This is a genomic window from Pseudomonas sp. B21_DOA (assembly GCA_030544685.1).
Classification (GTDB): Bacteria; Pseudomonadota; Gammaproteobacteria; order Pseudomonadales; family Pseudomonadaceae; genus Aquipseudomonas; species Aquipseudomonas fluorescens_AO.
On sequence record CP086683.1, the window covers coordinates 1,409,420 to 1,428,492 of the forward strand.

Sequence of the window (19,073 nt, forward strand, 5' to 3'; positions counted from 1 at the left end):
AGTGCTGGGACTCTTCAATAAAAAGACCAATGCGTTACTGGGGATCGACATCAGCTCCACCTCGGTAAAGCTGCTGGAACTGAGCCGTCAGGGCGAGCGCTACCGGGTCGAGGCCTACGCGGTGGAGCCGTTGCCGGCGAACGCCGTGGTCGAAAAGAACATCGCCGAACTCGAGGGCGTCGGCCAGGCGCTGAGCCGGGTACTGGTCAAGGCGCGCACCGGGGTCAAGAGCGTGGCAGTAGCGGTGGCCGGTTCGGCGGTGATCACCAAGGTCATCGAGATGGACGCCGGGCTGTCCGACGACGAGCTGGAAAACCAGCTCAAGATCGAAGCCGACCAATACATTCCCTATCCGCTGGACGAAGTCGCCATCGACTTTGAAGTCCAGGGCGTGTCGCCGCGCAATCCGGAACGGGTCAACGTGCTGCTTGCCGCCTGTCGCAAGGAAAACGTCGAGGTTCGTGAAGCAGCGCTGGCGCTCGCCGGTCTGACTGCACGGGTGGTCGATGTCGAGGCCTACGCACTCGAGCGCTCGTTCGGCCTGCTGGCGACGCATCTGGCGGCCTCCCAGGAGCGCCTGACCGTGGCGGTGGTCGACATCGGCGCGACCATGACCACCCTCAGCGTCCTGCACAACGGCAAGATCATCTACACCCGCGAGCAACTGTTTGGCGGACGCCAGCTCACCGAAGAGATCCAGCGCCGCTATGGCCTCACGGTCGAGCAGGCGGGCCTGGCGAAAAAGCAGGGCGGCCTGCCGGATGATTACGTGAGTGAAGTCTTGCAGCCATTTCGTGAAGCGCTGGTGCAGCAGGTTTCGCGTTCGCTGCAATTCTTCTTCGCCTCCGGCCAATACAACGCGGTCGACCATATCCTGCTCGCCGGCGGCACGGCTTCGGTGCCCGGGCTCGATCGTCTGATCGAACAGCGTCTGAACACCCCGACCCAAGTGGCCAACCCGTTTGCCGACATGGCTTTGGGCAGCAAGGTCAACGCCGGCGCGCTGGCCAGTGACGCGCCAGCATTGATGATCGCCTGCGGGCTCGCGCTCAGGAGTTTCGACTGATGGCGCGGATCAACCTTCTACCCTGGCGCGAGGAGCGCCGCGAAGAGCGGCGCAAACGCTTCCTGCTGATCCTGATCGGCGTGCTCGCCGGCTCGATCGGCGCAGTGCTGATTGCCGATCAGATCATCAGCGCAGCGATCGAGCGGCAGATGGCGCGCAACGATTACATCGGCAAACAGATCGCCGTGGTCGACGAACGCATCAAGCAGATCAGTGAGCTCAAGGCGCGCCGCCAGCAACTGGTCGAGCGCATGCGCATCATTCAGGACCTGCAGGGCAACCGGCAGATCAGCGGGCGGATCTTCGATCAACTGGCGCGTACGTTGCCGGACGGTGTGTATTTCACCGATGTGAAAATGGCCGGCAAGACCCTGTCCATCAGTGGTGCGGCCGAGTCGAACAATCGGGTTTCCGAGCTGATGCGCAACCTTGATGCGTCCGACTGGTTCGACGCGCCGAGCCTGAATGAGGTCAAGACGACCAGCGCCGATCAGGTCGAACAGGCCAATGTCTTTCAGTTGACCGTTCGTCAGACCCAGCCCAAGGTGCCGGAGGACGAGCAATGAAAGCCTCCGAGTGGCTGCTAAGCCTGCGCAATATCGATTTCAACGACCTCGACACCAGCAATATCGGCTCCTGGCCGCCAGCGGTGAAAACCCTGTGCGGTGCGCTGGTGATGGTGTTGATCCTCGCGCTTGGCTATTACTTCTTCATCAGTGATATGGAAAATCAGCTCGAGCTCAAGCGCGAAGAGGAAACCACCCTCAAGGAGCAGTTCGCCAGCAAGGCGCGGTTGTCGGCAAACCTTGAGCTGTACACCCAGCAGATGAAAGAAATGGAAAACACCTTCGGCGTGTTGCTGCGGCAATTGCCCAGCGACACCGAAGTCCCGGGCCTGCTTGAAGACATCACCCGAACCGGTCTGGGCAGCGGCCTGGAGTTCGAAGAGATCAAGCTGCTGCCGGAAGTGACCCAACCGTTCTATATTGAACTGCCGATCCAGATCACCGTGACTGGCGCCTATCATGACCTTGCGACCTTCGTCAGCGGCGTCGCCGGCCTTCCGCGCATCGTCACCCTGCACGATTTCGAACTGGCGCCGGCCAACCCCGAAGGCGGGCCGAAGCTGCGCATGAGTATTCTTGCCAAGACGTACCGCTATAACGACAAGGGGCTGGAAAAATGACCCCGATTCGTTATCTCGTCCTGCCCATGATGCTGGCGTTAAGCGGCTGCGGTGGCGGCGATGACTTCAGCGACCTCGACGCGTACCTCAACGAAGTGCGCCTGCGTCCGGCGGGCAGGATTGAACCAACGCCGACATTCCGGTCTTACCCCACATTCACTTACAGCGCCGCCAACCTGCGCAGTCCGTTTTCGCGGCAGGCGCGGGTCGATCTTGCCGGGCAGAAGCACGGCTCGCGCAACGTCAAACCCGACCCCAGCCGGGTCAAGCAATACCTTGAAGGGTTCAATATCGAGCAGTTCGAAATGGTCGGCACGATTGCCAATGCCTCGGGCTCGTTTGCGCTGCTGCGCGGCGCGGGCGGAGTGCATCGCCTCAAGGTCGGCGACTACCTGGGCCGCAACGACGGCCGGATCGTCGCCATCAGCGCCACCCAGGTCGATGTCGTCGAGATCGTGCCCGACGGCGCCGGCGCCTGGCTGGAGCGGCCGCGCACCATTCCTTTGAAAGAGCACTCATAGTGGAAGTCGAACAATGAACAGGATTTTCTCCACCCTCGGTTTTTCGCTATGGATAGCGCTGGTGTCACCGATGGTAATGGCGGCCAGTCTGAAAGCGCTGGATGTCGCCGCGCTGCCGGGTGACCGCGTCGAACTGAAGCTGTCGTTCGACGGCCCGCCACCACAGCCCAAGGGCTACACAACCGAGTCACCGGCACGCATTGCACTGGATCTGCCGGGCGTGACCAGCCAGTTGGCCAACAGGAATCTTGATCTGGGCAGCGGCAACGCGCGCACGGCCACGGTAGCCGAAGCCAAGGATCGCACGCGGCTGATTGTCAGCCTGACGCAATTGGCGCCGTACAGCACGCGGGTCGAAGGCAATAATCTGTTCGTCGTGGTCGGCCAGGGCGCCTCGACGACTGCGCCGCGCCCGGCCGCCGTTGCACCGCGTGCCGCCACGGCCAGTGCGGCACCCACCAGATCTTCGCTGCCGCGCAGCCGGGCGATTCGCGGCGTCGATTTCCAGCGCGGCACCGAAGGCGAGGGCAACGTGGTCATCGACCTCTCTGATCCGACCATTGCCCCGGATATCCAGGAGCACGACGGCAAGATCATCCTCAGCTTCGCTCGAACGCAATTGCCGGAAAAACTCCGCGTGCGCCTCGACGTCAAGGACTTCGCGACCCCGGTGCAGTTCGTCAACGCAGCAGTTACCGGCGATCGCACGGTGATCAGCGTCGAGCCCAGCGGCACCTTCGACTATTCCACGTTCCAGACCGACAACAAGCTCACCGTGAGCGTTCGGCCGATGAGCGTCGACGACCTGCAAAAGCGCAACGCCGACCGTCAGGCCTATGTCGGCGACAAGCTCTCGCTGAATTTTCAGGACATCGACGTGCGCTCGGTGCTGCAACTGATCGCTGACTTCACCAATCTCAACCTCGTGGCAAGCGACACGGTGCAGGGCGGCATCACGTTGCGCCTGCAGAACGTGCCGTGGGACCAGGCACTGGATCTGGTGCTGAAAACCAAGGGCCTGGATAAACGCAAGATCGGTAACGTGCTGCTCGTCGCGCCGGCCGATGAAATCGCCGCCCGTGAGCGTCAGGAGCTGGAGTCGCAGAAGCAGATCGCCGAGCTGGCGCCATTGCGTCGCGAGTTGCTGCAGGTCAATTACGCCAAGGCGGCGGACATTGCCAAGCTGTTCCAGTCGGTGACCAGTGCCGAAGCCAAGGTCGACGAGCGCGGTTCGATTACCGTTGATGAGCGGACCAACAACATCATTGCCTACCAGACCCAGGATCGCCTCGACGAATTGCGGCGGATCGTCGCGCAACTGGATATTCCGGTGCGCCAGGTGATGATCGAGGCGCGCATCGTTGAGGCCAACGTCGATTATGACAAGAGCCTGGGCGTGCGCTGGGGCGGTTCGGTGCAGAACAAGGGCAACTGGAACGCCTCCGGGGTCAACGGTTCGTCGAGCACGATCGGCACGCCGGGCAGCACCGGCACCAACTCGCCGTTCGTCGACATGGGCACGGTCAACAACACTTCGGGGATCGGTATCGCTTTCATCACCGACAACGTGTTGCTGGATCTGGAACTGACGGCGATGGAAAAGACCGGCAACGGCGAAATCGTCTCGCAGCCGAAGGTGGTCACTTCGGACAAGGAAACCGCGAAGATCCTCAAAGGCACCGAGATTCCCTATCAGGAGGCCAGCTCCAGCGGCGCCACGTCGGTGTCGTTCAAGGAGGCCTCGCTGTCACTGGAAGTCACCCCGCAGATCACGCCCGACAACCGCATCATCATGGAGGTCAAGGTCACCAAGGATGAGCCCGACTACCTGAACAAAGTGCAGGATGTGCCGCCGATCAAGAAAAACGAGGTCAACGCCAAAGTGCTGGTGAATGACGGCGAGACCATCGTAATCGGCGGTGTTTTTTCAAATACTCAAAGCAAGGTCGTAGATAAGGTGCCATTTCTTGGCGATGTGCCGTATCTTGGCCGCCTTTTCCGGCGTGATGTGGTTTCGGAGAAAAAATCCGAGCTGCTGGTATTTCTCACTCCGCGTATCATGAATAACCAGGCGATTGCTGTGAGTCGTTGATTCTGTGCGAAATTTGATACTTGTAGGACCGATGGGTGCTGGCAAAAGCACCATCGGCCGATTGCTGGCCAAAGAGCTGCGCCTGCCGTTCAAGGATTCCGACAAGGAAATTGAGCTGCGCACGGGTGCCAATATCCCATGGATCTTCGACAAGGAAGGCGAGCCCGGCTTTCGTGACCGCGAGCAGGCGATGATCGCCGAGCTGTGCGCGTTCGATGGCGTGGTGCTGGCGACCGGCGGCGGCGCAGTGATGCGTGATGCCAATCGCAAGGCCCTGCATGAGGGCGGGCGCGTGGTGTATCTGCACGCCTCCGTCGAGCAGCAGGTCGGCCGCACTTCCCGCGATCGCAATCGGCCGCTGCTGCGCACCGCCGATCCGGCGAAAACTTTGCGTGACCTGCTCGAAATCCGTGATCCGCTTTATCGGGAAATCGCCGATCTGGTGGTGGAAACCGACGAGCGGCCGCCACGCATGGTGGTGCTCGACATTCTCGACCGCCTCGCGCAGTTGCCACCCCGTTAAAGCATCGGCGGAAATGCGCTATTCTCGGCGTCCTGTCAGCGTCCGCCGAGGGTGTGGCGGATGCCGGGCGAGCGGCGTCATACCGCTACAGGCCGCAGAACACCAATAATTTCAGGGCAGGATGCCTGCTTCCATCTTCACTGTGGGGACACATGCAGACACTCAAGGTCGATCTAGGCGAGCGCAGCTACCCGATTCATATTGGCGAAGGTCTGTTGGATCAGCCGGAACTGCTGGCGCCGCATATCCACGGGCGGCAGGTGGCAATCATCTCCAACGAAACCGTCGCGCCGCTCTATCTCGAACGTCTGACCCGCAGCCTGGCGCAGTTCTCGGTGATCTCGGTGGTGTTGCCTGATGGCGAAGCCTTCAAGAACTGGGAAACCCTGCAACTGGTTTTCGATGGTTTGCTGACCGCCCGTCATGACCGCCGCACCACCGTGATCGCCTTGGGCGGCGGGGTGATCGGCGACATGGCCGGTTTCGCGGCCGCCTGTTATCAGCGCGGTGTCGATTTCATCCAGATTCCTACCACGCTGTTGTCGCAGGTCGATTCGTCGGTCGGCGGCAAGACCGGCATCAACCATCCGCTGGGCAAGAACATGGTCGGCGCGTTCTATCAGCCGAACGTAGTGCTGATCGATACCGCATCGTTGAAAACCCTGCCGCAGCGCGAGTTGTCGGCGGGTCTGGCGGAGGTCATCAAGTACGGCTTGATCTGCGACGAGCCGTTCCTGACCTGGCTCGAGGAAAACGTCGACGCCCTGCGCGCGCTGGATCAGGCCGCGCTGACCTATGCGATCGAGCGTTCCTGCGCGGCCAAGGCTGCGGTGGTCGGCGCCGATGAAAAGGAAACCGGCGTGCGCGCCACGCTCAATCTCGGCCATACCTTCGGCCACGCCATCGAAACCCACATGGGCTATGGTGTCTGGCTGCATGGCGAGGCGGTGGCGGCTGGTACCGTGATGGCGCTTGAAATGTCCGCGCGCCTGGGCTGGATCAGCGAGCAGGAGCGTGATCGCGGCATTCGTCTGTTCCAGCGGGCCGGTCTGCCGGTCATTCCGCCTGAAGAGATGAGCGAAGCCGATTTTCTCCAACACATGGCAATTGATAAAAAAGTGATCGACGGTCGTCTGCGCCTGGTGCTGCTGCGCCGGATGGGCGAAGCGGTAGTGACCGACGATTATCCGAAAGAGGTTCTACAGGCCACGCTGGGAGCGGATTACCGCGCCCTGGCTCAGCTTAAAGGTTAAAACGATTCCGATGACTAGTTTGCATGCCGACGAGGCGTTTCTCGGCCATTTCCAGTTAAGTCACGACCCGTTCGCGCCACGGGTGCCGGGCTTCAAATTCTTCCCGGCCCAGCGCAAGCCGGTGCTGGGTCAACTGCATCATCTGGCGCGTTACAGCCAGTTGCTGCTGGTTGTCACCGGTCCGCAGGGCAGCGGCAAGACCCTGCTGCGCCAGGCGCTGGTGGCCAGCACCAATAAACAATCGGTGCAGAGCGTGGTGGTTTCTGCCCGTGGCGCCGGGGATGCGGCCGGCGTGCTGCGCCAGGTGGCGCAAGCGCTGGATGTCGCGCAGGCCGAAGTCGGCGCGATTCTCGAGCAGGTGGTGCAACTCGGTCTGACCGGGCAGGAAGTCTATCTGCTGGTGGACGATGCCGAGCAGCTCGACGAGTCGGCGCTGGAAGCGTTGATGGCGCTGGGCGCCGGCACGCCGGAAGGTCGTCCGCATGTGTTCCTGTTCGGCGAGTCGTCGCTGATCGCTCAGCTCGAGGCGTTGCAGCTCGAAGAGGAGCGTTTCCACGTCATCGAATTGCAGCCGTACACCGAAGAAGAGACCCGCGAATATCTCGACCAGCGGCTGGAAGGCGCGGGCCGGGGTGTCGAACTTTTCACCGCAGATCAGATCTCTGATATTCACGAAAGCTCCGAGGGCTGGCCGGGCAACATCAACCAGGTCGCTCGCGATGCTCTGATCGAAGTCATGATTGCCAGCCGCTCCGCGGTCAAGCGTCCAAGTATGGGGTTCAACATGCCGAAGAAACACGTATTGGCGATTTCCGCCGTCGTTGTGGTCGCGGTTGCCGCCGCCTGGCTGATGCCGGGTCGCAGCAAGGCGCCGACCACCGGTGCTCCGGCCAATGAACAGGCGCAACTGCCATTGGGTCAGGGCGCCGCGAACGGCGCCAATCCATCCGTCGAGTTCGCTGGCAACACCCAGCCGATGCCGCTGCCTTTGGTCGGCAACTCGCAGCCGGTCATGCGTGGCCCGCTGGCCGAAGCCGCCGGTGGTATCACCGAAGGCGACGACGGCGTGCCGCTGGAAGGCTCCAGCGATACTCCGCCAACCGTAACCACCTCCGCGCCGCCTGCGGGCGTTCCGGCCGGTCCTGCGCCGACACCGGTTCCGACCCCTGCGGCCAAGCCGGCACCAACCCCGGCTCCGACGCAGATCGCCACGGCCAAGCCTGCTCCGGCCACGCCAGCGCCAGCTGCGAAACCGGCTCCTGCTCCGGCCAAGCCTGCCGACAAGCCCGTTACCGTGGCCAAGGCTGCCGGTGGCAGCTGGTACGCCGGTCAGCCGACCAGCAACTATGTCGTGCAGATCCTCGGCACCAGCTCGGAGACCGCCGCGCAGAACTTCGTCAAGGAGCAGGGCGGCGAGTACCGTTATTTCAAGAAAGTCCTCAACGGCAAGCCGCTTTACGTGATCACCTACGGCAACTTTGCCAATCGTGATGCGGCCGTTTCTGCCATCAAGGCCTTGCCAGCGAAGGTTCAGGCTGGTAAACCTTGGCCTCGCACTGTCGCCAGCGTCCAACAGGAACTGGCAACAACTCGCTGAAGATTCGGCGGCCTTACCCAGGCCGCCTCTCCCGGCACCTCAAAATCTCCACGAGTGCGCGCTTTCTGAAAAGATCGCGTGCCTTGTGGTGTCTGCGTCACAGTAGTTTTTGAGTCGTTGCGGTCAGAATTTAAAAAAGTTTTGACTAGCACAGCAGATCGCTTTAAACCTTTCACAAATGCGACATGAATTTGCGACAGTTCGTCGTCAAATTTGTGAGCCTCTGTGTCGCTGTGTACAATGACCACCCTTTTGCCCCCGCTAAGCCGGCGTACGTTCGGCGCGGAACGCAAGTGGTTGAATTGAAAAGAAATTTGCCTCGAATAGAGGCAGCCTGGTGAGAAAGTGTCTATGAAAGCAGGTCTGTACCAACCAGATGAATTCAAGGATAACTGCGGTTTCGGCCTGATTGCTCATATGCAGGGCGAGCCCAGTCATACCCTTTTGCAAACGGCCATCGAGGCCCTGACCTGCATGACCCACCGCGGTGGGATTAATGCCGACGGCAAGACCGGTGACGGTTGCGGTCTGCTGATTCAAAAACCCGACGCCTTCCTGCGAGCCATTGCCCAGGAAAGCTTCGGCGTCGAAATGCCCAAGCAATATGCCGTGGGCATGGTGTTCTTCAATCAGGATCCGGCCAAGGCCGAAGCCGCTCGCGAGAACATGAACCGCGAGATCCTTGCCGAAGGCCTGCAACTGATCGGCTGGCGCAAAGTGCCGATCGACACCAGCGTCCTCGGCCGTCTCGCCCTTGAGCGCCTGCCGCAGATCGAGCAGGTCTACATCGGCGGCGAAGGCCTGAGCGATCAGGACATGGCCGTGAAGCTGTTCAGCGCCCGTCGCCGTTCGTCGGTGGCCAACGCCGCTGACACCGACCACTACATCTGCAGCTTTTCGCACAAGACCATCATCTATAAAGGCCTGATGATGCCGGCCGACCTGGCCGCGTTTTATCCAGACCTGAGTGACGAGCGCCTGCAAACCGCGATCTGCGTGTTCCACCAGCGTTTCTCCACCAACACCCTGCCGAAATGGCCGCTGGCGCAGCCGTTCCGCTTCCTCGCCCACAACGGCGAAATCAACACCATCACCGGTAACCGCAACTGGGCACAGGCCCGTCGGACCAAGTTCACCAATGATCTGATGGATCTGGAAGAGCTCGGTCCGCTGGTCAACCGTGTCGGTTCCGACTCATCGAGCATGGACAACATGCTCGAACTGATGGTCACCGGTGGTATCGACCTGTTCCGTGGCGTGCGGATGATCATTCCGCCTGCGTGGCAGAACGTCGAAACCATGGACCCGGATCTGCGTGCGTTCTACGAGTACAACTCGATGCACATGGAGCCGTGGGACGGCCCGGCCGGCGTAGTAATGACCGACGGTCGTTACGCGGTGTGCCTGCTCGACCGTAATGGTCTGCGTCCGGCGCGCTGGGTGACCACCAAGAACGGTTTCATCACCCTCGCCTCGGAAATCGGCGTGTGGAACTACCAGCCCGAAGACGTGCTCGCCAAGGGCCGTGTCGGCCCGGGGCAGATCTTCGCCGTGGACACCGAAACCGGGCAGATCCTCGACACCGATGCGATCGACAACCGTTTGAAGTCCCGTCATCCGTACAAGCAATGGCTGCGCAAGAATGCCCTGCGCATTCAGGCGACCATGGAAGACAACGACCACGGTTCGGCTTTCTACGACGTCGATCAGCTCAAGCAATACATGAAGATGTATCAGGTCACGTTCGAAGAGCGTGATCAGGTGCTGCGTCCGCTCGGCGAGCAAGGCTACGAAGCCGTGGGCTCGATGGGCGACGACACGCCGATGGCCGTGCTGTCCCAGCGTGTACGCACGCCGTACGACTATTTCCGCCAGCAGTTCGCGCAGGTGACCAACCCGCCGATCGACCCGCTGCGTGAAGCGATCGTGATGTCGCTGGAAATCTGCCTCGGTGCCGAGCGCAACATTTTCCAGGAGTCGCCGGAACACGCCTCGCGCGTGATCCTCAGCTCGCCAGTGATCTCGCCGGCCAAATGGCGCTCGCTGATGAACCTCGACCGTCCGGGTTTCGAACGGGCGATCATCGACCTCAACTACGACGAAAGCCTCGGCCTCGAAGCGGCGATCCGCAATGTTGCCGATCAGGCTGAAGAAGCTGTGCGCGCCGGGCGTACCCAGATCGTCCTGAGCGACCGTCATATCGCTCCGGGCAAGCTGCCGATCCACGCTTCGCTGGCGACCGGTGCAGTGCACCACCGCCTGACCGAAAAAGGTTTGCGTTGCGACTCCAACATCCTCGTTGAAACCGCGACCGCCCGTGACCCGCACCACTTCGCGGTGCTGATCGGTTTCGGCGCCTCGGCGGTGTATCCGTTCCTGGCCTACGAAGTATTGGGCGACCTGATCCGTACCGGTGAAGTGTTGGGCGACCTCTATGAGGTGTTCAAGAACTACCGCAAAGGCATCACCAAAGGCCTGCTGAAGATCCTGTCGAAGATGGGTATTTCGACCATCGCTTCGTACCGTGGTGCGCAGCTGTTCGAGGCCATCGGCCTGTCCGAAGAAGTCTGCGAGCTGAGCTTCCGTGGTGTGCCGAGCCGGATCAAGGGCGCGCGTTTCGTCGACATCGAAGCCGAGCAGAAAGCCCTCGCCGTCGAAGCCTGGAGTCCGCGCAAGCCGATCCAGCAGGGCGGTCTGCTGAAGTTCGTCCACGGTGGCGAATATCACGCGTACAACCCGGACGTGGTCAACACTCTGCAAGCCGCTGTGCAGCAGGGCGACTACGCCAAGTTCAAGGAATACACGTCGCTGGTGGACAACCGTCCGGTGTCGATGATTCGCGACCTGTTCAAGGTCAAGACCCTCGACACGCCGCTGGACATCAGTGAAGTCGAGCCGCTGGAGTCGGTGCTCAAGCGCTTCGACTCCGCCGGTATCTCGCTGGGCGCGCTGTCACCGGAAGCTCACGAAGCCCTGGCCGAAGCCATGAACCGTCTCGGTGCGCGTTCCAACTCCGGCGAAGGTGGTGAAGATCCGGCACGTTACGGCACCATCAAGAGTTCGAAAATCAAGCAGGTTGCCACCGGCCGTTTCGGTGTGACTCCGGAATACCTGGTCAACGCCGAAGTGCTGCAGATCAAGGTCGCCCAGGGCGCCAAGCCGGGCGAGGGCGGGCAACTGCCGGGCGGCAAGGTCAACGGGCTGATCGCCAAGCTGCGTTACGCAGTGCCGGGCGTGACCCTGATTTCGCCACCGCCGCACCACGACATCTATTCAATCGAAGATTTGTCGCAGTTGATCTTTGACTTGAAGCAAGTCAACCCGCAGGCTCTCGTTTCGGTGAAGCTGGTAGCAGAAGCGGGAGTCGGCACCATCGCCGCCGGTGTGGCCAAGGCCTATGCGGACTTGATCACCATTTCCGGCTATGACGGTGGCACCGGTGCTTCGCCGCTGACCTCGATCAAATACGCTGGCGCGCCGTGGGAACTCGGCCTGGCTGAAACCCACCAGACCCTGCGCGGCAACGACCTGCGCGGCAAAGTCCGGGTCCAGACCGACGGCGGCCTGAAAACCGGCCTCGACGTGATTAAAGCGGCGATCCTCGGCGCCGAAAGCTTCGGCTTCGGTACCGCGCCAATGATCGCACTGGGCTGCAAATACCTGCGCATCTGCCATCTGAACAACTGCGCCACTGGTGTCGCGACGCAGAACGAGAAGCTGCGCAAGGATCACTACATCGGCACCGTCGACATGGTGGTGAATTTCTTCACCTACGTCGCCGAAGAAACCCGTGAGTGGTTGGCCAAGCTTGGCGTGCGCTCCTCGAAGAGCTGATCGGTCGCACCGATCTGCTGGAAATCCTCGAAGGCCAGACCGCCAAACAACATCACCTGGACCTGACGCCGCTATTGGGCAGCGATCACATCCCGGCGGACAAACCGCAGTTCTGTGGCGTTGAGCGCAACCCGCCGTTCGACCAAGGTCTGCTCGCGGAGAAGATGGTTGAGCTGGCCTCATCGGCAATCAACGACCTCAGCGGCGCCGAGTTCGATCTGGACATCTGCAACTGCGACCGTTCGATCGGCGCGCGGATTTCCGGCGAAATCGCGCGCAAGCACGGCAACCAAGGCATGGCCAAAGCGCCGATCACCTTCCGTTTCAAAGGCACGGCGGGGCAGAGCTTCGGTGTGTGGAACGCCGGCGGTCTGAACATGTACCTGGAAGGCGACGCCAACGACTATGTCGGCAAAGGCATGACCGGTGGCAAGCTGACCATCGTGCCGCCGAAGGGCAGCGTTTATAAGACTCAGGAAAGTGCCATCATCGGCAACACCTGCCTGTACGGTGCCACTGGCGGCAAGCTGTTCGCCGCCGGCACCGCAGGCGAGCGTTTCGCCGTGCGTAACTCCGGTGCCCACACGGTTGTGGAAGGCACTGGCGATCACTGCTGCGAGTACATGACCGGTGGTTTCGTCTGCGTGCTGGGCAAGACCGGTTACAACTTCGGTTCTGGCATGACCGGTGGTTTCGCCTACGTGCTCGATCAGGACAACACCTTCGTTGACCGGGTCAACCACGAACTGGTGGAGATCCAGCGGATCAGCGGCGAGGCGATGGAAGCCTATCGCAGCCATCTGCAGAACGTGCTGAACGAGTACGTCGCCGAAACCGACAGCGAGTGGGGTCGTGAACTCGCCGAGAACCTCGACGATTACGTGCGTCGTTTCTGGCTGGTCAAACCGAAGGCAGCGAGTCTGAAATCTCTGCTCTCCAGTACTCGTGCGAGTCCGCAGTAACGACGCAGCTGCAAGCCACTAGCTTCAAGCGACAAGCTGAAGCTAGTACGCGTTGTACCGGACTAATGTGATTTTCTTGCAGCTTGAAGCTTGTAGCTTGGAGCTGTTGTGTAAGAGGTTTTAGTAATGGCTGAACGTCTGAATAACGACTTCCAGTTCATCGATGTCGGGCGCAAGGATCCGAAGAAGAAACTGTTGCGTCAACGCAAGAAAGAGTTCGTCGAAATCTACGAACCGTTCAAACCCCAGCAGTCGGCCGATCAGGCCCACCGCTGCCTGGGTTGCGGCAACCCGTATTGCGAATGGAAGTGCCCGGTGCACAACTTCATTCCCAACTGGCTCAAATTGGTCGCCGAGGGCAACATCCTTCAGGCCGCCGAGCTGTCGCACCAGACCAACACCCTGCCGGAAGTCTGCGGCCGGGTGTGCCCGCAGGATCGTCTGTGCGAGGGTGCCTGCACCCTCAACGACGGCTTCGGCGCGGTGACCATCGGTTCGGTCGAGAAGTACATCACCGACACCGCGTTCGCCATGGGCTGGCGCCCGGACATGTCCAAGGTCAAACCGACCGGCAAACGCGTGGCGATCATCGGCGCAGGCCCGGCGGGTCTGGGTTGTGCCGACGTGCTGGTGCGTGGCGGCGTAACCCCGGTGGTGTTCGACAAGAACCGGAAATCGGCGGCTTGCTGACCTTCGGCATCCCCGAGTTCAAGCTGGAAAAGACCGTGCTGAGCAATCGTCGCGAAGTCTTCACCGGCATGGGCATCGAGTTCCGTCTCAACACCGAAGTCGGCAAAGACGTGACCATGGAACAACTGCTCGCCGAGTACGATGCGGTGTTCATGGGCATGGGGACCTACACCTACATGAAGGGCGGCTTTGCCGGTGAGGACCTGCCAGGCGTTTATGACGCGCTGGACTTCCTCATCGCCAACGTCAATCGCAACCTGGGCTTTGAAAAGTCGCCGGAAGATTTCGTCGACATGAAAGGCAAGAAGGTTGTGGTCCTGGGCGGCGGCGACACGGCGATGGACTGCAACCGCACGTCGATCCGTCAGGGCGCCAAATCGGTGACCTGTGCCTATCGTCGTGACGAAGCGAACATGCCCGGCTCGCGCAAAGAGGTGAAGAACGCCAAGGAAGAAGGCGTGAAATTCCTCTACAACCGCCAGCCGATCGCCATCGTCGGTGAAGACAAGGTCGAAGGCGTGAAAGTGGTCGAGACCCGTCTCGGCGAACCTGATGCCCGTGGCCGTCGTAGCCCCGAGCCGATCCCGGGTTCCGAAGAGATCATCCCGGCCGACGCCGTGGTCATCGCCTTCGGCTTCCGTCCGAGCCCGGCACCGTGGTTCGAACAGTTCGAGATCCAGACCGACAGCCAGGGCCGCGTTGTTGCGCCCGAGCAAGGTCAGTACAAGCACCAGACCAGCAATCCGAAAATCTTCGCCGGTGGCGACATGGTGCGCGGTTCCGACCTGGTGGTGACGGCGATCTTTGAAGGGCGCAATGCGGCTGAAGGGATCCTCGATTACCTGGGTGTGTAAACGCCGCTCGAAACTGCAATGCGATACCTGTGGGAGCTGGCTTGCCAGCGATAGCATCTCCTTGGTTTACCTGCCAAACCGAGTTGTCTGCATCGCTGGCAAGCCAGCTCCCACAGTGTTTTGTGGTGTTGCAAAGTCAGCATTCCAGCGCGACAAATTGACCCGATAGACAAAAGGCTGACCCACATCCGTGCCTTTTGCCTCGCGCTCTGAGAAAATGCCCGCACTTTTTTCCGGATGCCGACATGACTGCCCTGAAGAACGACCGCTTCCTCCGTGCCCTGCTCAAGCAACCCGTTGACGTCACCCCTGTGTGGATGATGCGCCAGGCCGGTCGCTACCTGCCGGAGTACCGCGCCAGCCGCGCCCACGCCGGCGACTTCATGAGCCTGTGCATGAACCCGGAATTCGCCTGCGAAGTCACCCTGCAACCGCTCGACCGCTACCCGCAACTGGACGCGGCGATCCTGTTTTCCGACATCCTCACCATTCCCGATGCCATGGGCCAGGGCCTGTACTTCGAGACCGGTGAAGGTCCGCGCTTCAAGAAAGTCGTCAGCACCCTCGCCGACATCGAAGCCCTGCCGATCCCTGACCCGCACAAAGACCTCGGCTATGTCATGGATGCGGTCAGCACCATCCGCCGTGAACTCAACGGTCGCGTACCGCTGATCGGCTTCTCCGGCAGCCCATGGACGCTCGCGACTTACATGGTCGAAGGCGGCTCGTCGAAAGACTTCCGCAAGACCAAGGCGATGCTCTACGACAATCCGCAAGCCATGCACCTGCTGCTCGACAAGCTGGCGCAGTCGGTGACCTCGTACCTCAACGGCCAGATCATGGCCGGTGCGCAAGCGGTGCAGATCTTCGACACCTGGGGCGGCAACCTGTCGGCGGCGGCGTATCAGGAATTCTCCCTGGCCTACATGAAAAAATCGTCAGCGGCCTGATCCGCGAGAACGATGGACGCAAAGTGCCAGTGATTCTCTTCACCAAGAACGGCGGCCTGTGGCTGGAAAGCATCGCCGAAGCCGGCGCCGACGCCCTCGGCCTGGACTGGACCTGCGACATCGGCAACGCCCGTGCCCGTGTCGGCGACAAGGTCGCGCTGCAAGGCAACATGGACCCGACCGTGCTCTACGCCAAACCGGAAGCGATCCGCACTGAAGTCGGGCGCATTCTGGCCAGCTACGGCAAGGGCAGCGGCCACGTGTTCAATCTTGGCCACGGCATTACGCCCGAGGTGGATCCGGAACATGCTGGCGCGTTCCTGCGTGCGGTGCATGAGCTGTCGGCTCAGTATCACGAGTGATCAGCGCCCAATAAAAAACGCCCGGCCAAATGCCGGGCGTTTTTGTTTGCACGATCCAATGTCGGACACAGGGTTTTATGTCAGGCTTTGACGCCCTGCAACGGCGGCAACTTCGCCAGCTTCAACGCCACCAGCAGGGCAATCAGCAACAATGCACCAATAAACAACCCGATCCCGTTCCACCCGCCCAAATGCCAGAACACCCCGCCCGCTGTGCCGGCAATGCTCGATCCGGCGTAATAACTGAACAGATACAGCGACGACGCCTGACCCTTGGCCGTCAACGCGCGCCGACCGATCCAGCTGCTCGCCACCGAGTGCGCGGCAAAGAAGCCGAAGGTGAACACCAGCATGCCGACGATCACCAGCAACAACGAGGTAAACATGGTCAGTGCCAGTCCGGCGAACATCAGCGCAATCGTCGCCCAGAGCACTTTGCGTCGCCCCAGCTTGTCTGCCAAAGAACCGATTTTCGCCGAGCTGTAGATCCCCGACAGGTAGACCACCGAGAGCAATCCGACATACACCTGATCCAGGTTGTAAGGCGCTGCCAGCAAGCGATAGCCAATGTAGTTGAACAGCGTGACAAACGCGCCCATCAGCACAAACGCTTCAAGAAACAGCAGCGGCAGGCCGGCGTCGCGAAAGTGCATGGTGAAGCCGTCGAGCAGGCTGCGCGGGTGCAGCGAGCGAGCGCGGAAGTTGCGCGATTCCGGGAGTATCTTCCAGAACACCGCCGCTGCGACCAGCGCCAGACCGCCGATCACCAGCATCGCCGTGTGCCAGCTGACGAAGTCGATCAGCACGCCGGTGATCAAGCGTCCGCTCATGCCGCCGATCGCGTTGCCGCCAATGTACAAACCCATCGCCAGACCGATGTGTTGTGGATGGATTTCTTCGCTCAGATAGGTCATCGCCACCGCTGCGAGCCCGCTCAACGACAGGCCGATCAGCGCGCGCATGATCAATACGCCGTGCCAGCTCGGCATCATCGAACTGGCGATGGTGCACAACGCGGCAGCGAACAATGCGGCGACCATCACCGGCTTACGTCCGATGCGGTCGGAAATCGGCCCGGTGATCAGCAGACCGAAGGCCAACATGCCGGTCGCCACCGAGAGGATGAGACTGCTCTGCGCCGCGTTGATCCCGTATTCGTGGGACAGCAGCGGCATCATCGGTTGCACGCAATAGAGCAGCGCGAACGTCGCAAAGCCGCCACAGAATAGCGCCAGCACCGTGCGCATGAACGCCGGCGTGCCTTTTTCGATGTAGATCTCCTGCAGCTCGGCGCGCACATCGTCGTCGGCAGCGGGCGGGATTTCGTGGGCAAGGGCGCGACAGCAGTTTTCACTTCAGACCTCGGAGAGCGCAGCCGGGCAGGCAATGAAAAAATCATATAGCTGGCTAATGTTTCTATCCAATATATTGTTCGACCTGTTTGATAGCTTCAGCGACCTAATGGAAATCCTATGGAATTGCGTCATCTGCGTTACTTCATTGCCGTCGCCGAAGAACTGCATTTTGGCCGGGCCGCACAGGTGCTGGGCATCTCGCAGCCACCCCTGAGCCAGCAGATTCAAGCGCTGGAGCAGCAGCTCGGCGCACGCCTGTTCGAGCGCACCAATCGTCGGGTCGAGTTGAGCGAGGCGGGCAGGTTGTTTCTGCAGGAGGCGCGGCTGGTGCTGGCGCAGGTCGACAAGGCAGCGGATGTGGCCCGGCGCGCGCAGCTTGGTGAGCTTGGCGAACTGAAGATTGGCTTCACCTCGTCGGCACCGTTCAACTCGACCATTCCGCAGGCGATTTTTCCTTTCGTCAGCGCTTTCCGGCGGTGCATCTGAACCTGCGCGAAATGAGCAGCACCATGGTCGCCGACGCCTTGGTGGACGAGTCGATCGAAGTCGGCATCATGCGCCCGCTCGGATTGCCAGATTCACTGAGTGTTGTGGAGTTGATGCGCGAGCCATTGGTGGCGGTGCTCAGTTCCAAGCATCCGTTGGCCCAAGGCAGCGACGAAGGCCTGTTTCTCTCGGCGCTGGCGCTGGAGCCGTTCGTGTTTTTCCGCGCAGCTATGGCAGCGGGCTCTACGCACAACTGCTCAGTCTGGCCCGTGACGCCGGCTTCAGCCCGCACTTTGCCCAAGAGGCTGGCGAGGCGATGACCATTATTGGTCTGGTGGCGGCGGGATTGGGTGTGTCAGTGCTGCCGGCGTCTTACCAACGCATGCGCATCGATGGTGTGGTCTACCGTTCGCTGCTAGATCCGGAAGCAATCTCGGCGGTGTGGCTGGTGCAGCGCAAAGATCAGAAATCACCGATGGCCAAGGCGTTTGTCGAACTGCTGACGCGCAAGGTCGAGCCGCTGACGGTGTGAAGGCGGCCGGCGCTTTCGCGAGCAGGCTCGCTCCCACAGTTGAGCTGGGTCTCCACCGAAATTGTGTATGTCTCCTAGCTCCTGTGGGAGCGAGCCTGCTCGCGAAGAAGCCGGAAGCAGCACACATGCTGGTCCCGGTAGCAGCACACTTTGTGGTCAGGGATCATTTCTGAATAGAGCGAGCGCGTCTTGAAATTATGAGTAACTATCCCGAAAGGGGCTTGTGAGACTTTGAGGATCCTGGGCAACCGGCCATCGCAGAGCCAAGCAGGTAATCGGCGATGACATGCCAACCTGTCTGTGAAAGGGCGCCGAATGGCGCCCTTGTCATTTCTGGCCTTTACTGAACCTTCGCCAGATCGCCCTTCAATGCAACGCCCGCCATGATCGCGCCGGCATGGCATTCGTAGGTTTGCGTGTCCTTGCGCTCGTTGCTCTTGTAGAAGCTGACGATGTTGGTCACGGCATTGGCGCCGGCGTTTTTCGCGGCCTGGTGCAGGCTGATGATTGCCGACTGGGCGACCCACTCGCAGGCAACTTCGTCAGATTTATTGAAAGCGTTGGTTTTCTTGTTGGTCACGGCGCCGGGGCTGACCACGGTGACTTTACCGGCCGGGGTGTTGCCGGCCAGATAGAATTTCACGCTGCCATCAATCTTGCCCGAGCGGGTGGCTTCGGCGACGGCTTTGTCGAATGGCAGGTAGACCGCCGTGTCGCGGGCCTGGCTGACCGCTGGCAAAGCGCAGAGCAGCAGGGTGACGGCGGCAAATTTCTTGAAGTGCATGAAGGTCTCCTTGACCTGGATTGATT

At 60.9% G+C, this 19,073-nt stretch carries 10 protein-coding genes and 4 pseudogenes; 12 read left to right on the forward strand and 2 right to left on the reverse strand.

The genetic code is table 11. The features are described from left to right. Position 1 precedes the first annotated feature (1 nt). The 11 genes and pseudogenes from LJU32_06595 to hemE all read left to right on the forward strand — a co-directional run bounded on the left by LJU32_06595 (position 2) and on the right by hemE (position 15,890). On the forward strand, positions 2 to 1,066 hold the full coding sequence (locus LJU32_06595) for a pilus assembly protein PilM (GenBank protein WKV89959.1): 1,065 nt from the start codon (positions 2 to 4) through the stop codon (positions 1,064 to 1,066). After that, positions 1,066 to 1,632, forward strand: a complete 567-nt coding sequence (locus tag LJU32_06600) for a PilN domain-containing protein (GenBank protein ID WKV89960.1) — start codon at positions 1,066 to 1,068, stop codon at positions 1,630 to 1,632. The genes LJU32_06595 and LJU32_06600 overlap by 1 nt, the downstream gene beginning before the upstream one ends. Next, the gene (gene pilO / locus LJU32_06605) at positions 1,629 to 2,252 is read left to right on the forward strand and encodes a type 4a pilus biogenesis protein PilO (protein WKV89961.1); all 624 of its coding nucleotides are present in this window, start codon (positions 1,629 to 1,631) and stop codon (positions 2,250 to 2,252) included. The genes LJU32_06600 and pilO overlap by 4 nt, the downstream gene beginning before the upstream one ends. After that, positions 2,249 to 2,773, forward strand: coding sequence for a pilus assembly protein PilP (locus tag LJU32_06610; GenBank protein ID WKV89962.1), 525 nt, complete (start codon positions 2,249 to 2,251; stop codon positions 2,771 to 2,773). Before pilO ends, LJU32_06610 begins: the two co-directional genes overlap by 4 nt. A 13-nt stretch (positions 2,774 to 2,786) precedes the next feature. Then, positions 2,787 to 4,865 (forward strand): type IV pilus secretin PilQ, encoded by a 2,079-nt coding sequence (locus LJU32_06615; protein WKV89963.1) that lies wholly within the window; start codon positions 2,787 to 2,789, stop codon positions 4,863 to 4,865. A 4-nt stretch (positions 4,866 to 4,869) separates the two neighbouring features. Next, positions 4,870 to 5,388, forward strand: coding sequence for a shikimate kinase AroK (gene aroK / locus LJU32_06620; GenBank protein ID WKV89964.1), 519 nt, complete (start codon positions 4,870 to 4,872; stop codon positions 5,386 to 5,388). A gap of 152 nt (positions 5,389 to 5,540) precedes the next feature. Then, positions 5,541 to 6,641, forward strand: a complete 1,101-nt coding sequence (gene aroB / locus LJU32_06625) for a 3-dehydroquinate synthase (protein ID WKV89965.1) — start codon at positions 5,541 to 5,543, stop codon at positions 6,639 to 6,641. A gap of 10 nt (positions 6,642 to 6,651) precedes the next feature. Continuing rightward, positions 6,652 to 8,238 (forward strand): AAA family ATPase, encoded by a 1,587-nt coding sequence (locus LJU32_06630; GenBank protein WKV89966.1) that lies wholly within the window; start codon positions 6,652 to 6,654, stop codon positions 8,236 to 8,238. Between the two features lie 351 nt (positions 8,239 to 8,589). Further along, positions 8,590 to 13,034 (forward strand): annotated as a pseudogene (gene gltB / locus LJU32_06635) (glutamate synthase large subunit). Between the two features lie 126 nt (positions 13,035 to 13,160). Then, positions 13,161 to 14,578, forward strand: a pseudogene (locus LJU32_06640) (FAD-dependent oxidoreductase). Between the two features lie 245 nt (positions 14,579 to 14,823). Then, a pseudogene (gene hemE, locus LJU32_06645) lies at positions 14,824 to 15,890 on the forward strand (uroporphyrinogen decarboxylase). Positions 15,891 to 15,970: 80 nt separating this feature from the next. Here the strand turns inward: hemE and LJU32_06650 are convergent. Further along, positions 15,971 to 17,188 (reverse strand): MFS transporter, encoded by a 1,218-nt coding sequence (locus tag LJU32_06650; protein WKV89967.1) that lies wholly within the window; start codon positions 17,186 to 17,188, stop codon positions 15,971 to 15,973. Positions 17,189 to 17,362: 174 nt separating this feature from the next. Here LJU32_06650 and LJU32_06655 point away from each other — a divergent pair. Then, positions 17,363 to 18,263, forward strand: a pseudogene (locus tag LJU32_06655) (LysR family transcriptional regulator). Positions 18,264 to 18,603: 340 nt separating this feature from the next. On the opposite strand, the gene LJU32_06660 reads toward LJU32_06655, so the two are convergent. After that, complete coding sequence (locus LJU32_06660) at positions 18,604 to 19,047, reverse strand: excinuclease (protein WKV89968.1); 444 nt, start codon at positions 19,045 to 19,047, stop codon at positions 18,604 to 18,606. Positions 19,048 to 19,073 lie beyond the last annotated feature (26 nt).

Excerpts from the sequence above, each read along its gene's own strand:
- pilO (WKV89961.1), top strand. The coding sequence starts at position 1,629 with ATGAAAGCCTCCGAGTGGCTGCTAAGCCTGCGCAATATCGATTTCAAC.
- LJU32_06630 (WKV89966.1), top strand. The coding sequence starts at position 6,652 with ATGACTAGTTTGCATGCCGACGAGGCGTTTCTCGGCCATTTCCAGTTA.
- LJU32_06600 (WKV89960.1), top strand. The coding sequence starts at position 1,066 with ATGGCGCGGATCAACCTTCTACCCTGGCGCGAGGAGCGCCGCGAAGAG.
- LJU32_06610 (WKV89962.1), top strand. The coding sequence starts at position 2,249 with ATGACCCCGATTCGTTATCTCGTCCTGCCCATGATGCTGGCGTTAAGC.
- LJU32_06660 (WKV89968.1), bottom strand. The coding sequence starts at position 19,047 with ATGCACTTCAAGAAATTTGCCGCCGTCACCCTGCTGCTCTGCGCTTTG.
- LJU32_06615 (WKV89963.1), top strand. The coding sequence starts at position 2,787 with ATGAACAGGATTTTCTCCACCCTCGGTTTTTCGCTATGGATAGCGCTG.
- aroB (WKV89965.1), top strand. The coding sequence starts at position 5,541 with ATGCAGACACTCAAGGTCGATCTAGGCGAGCGCAGCTACCCGATTCAT.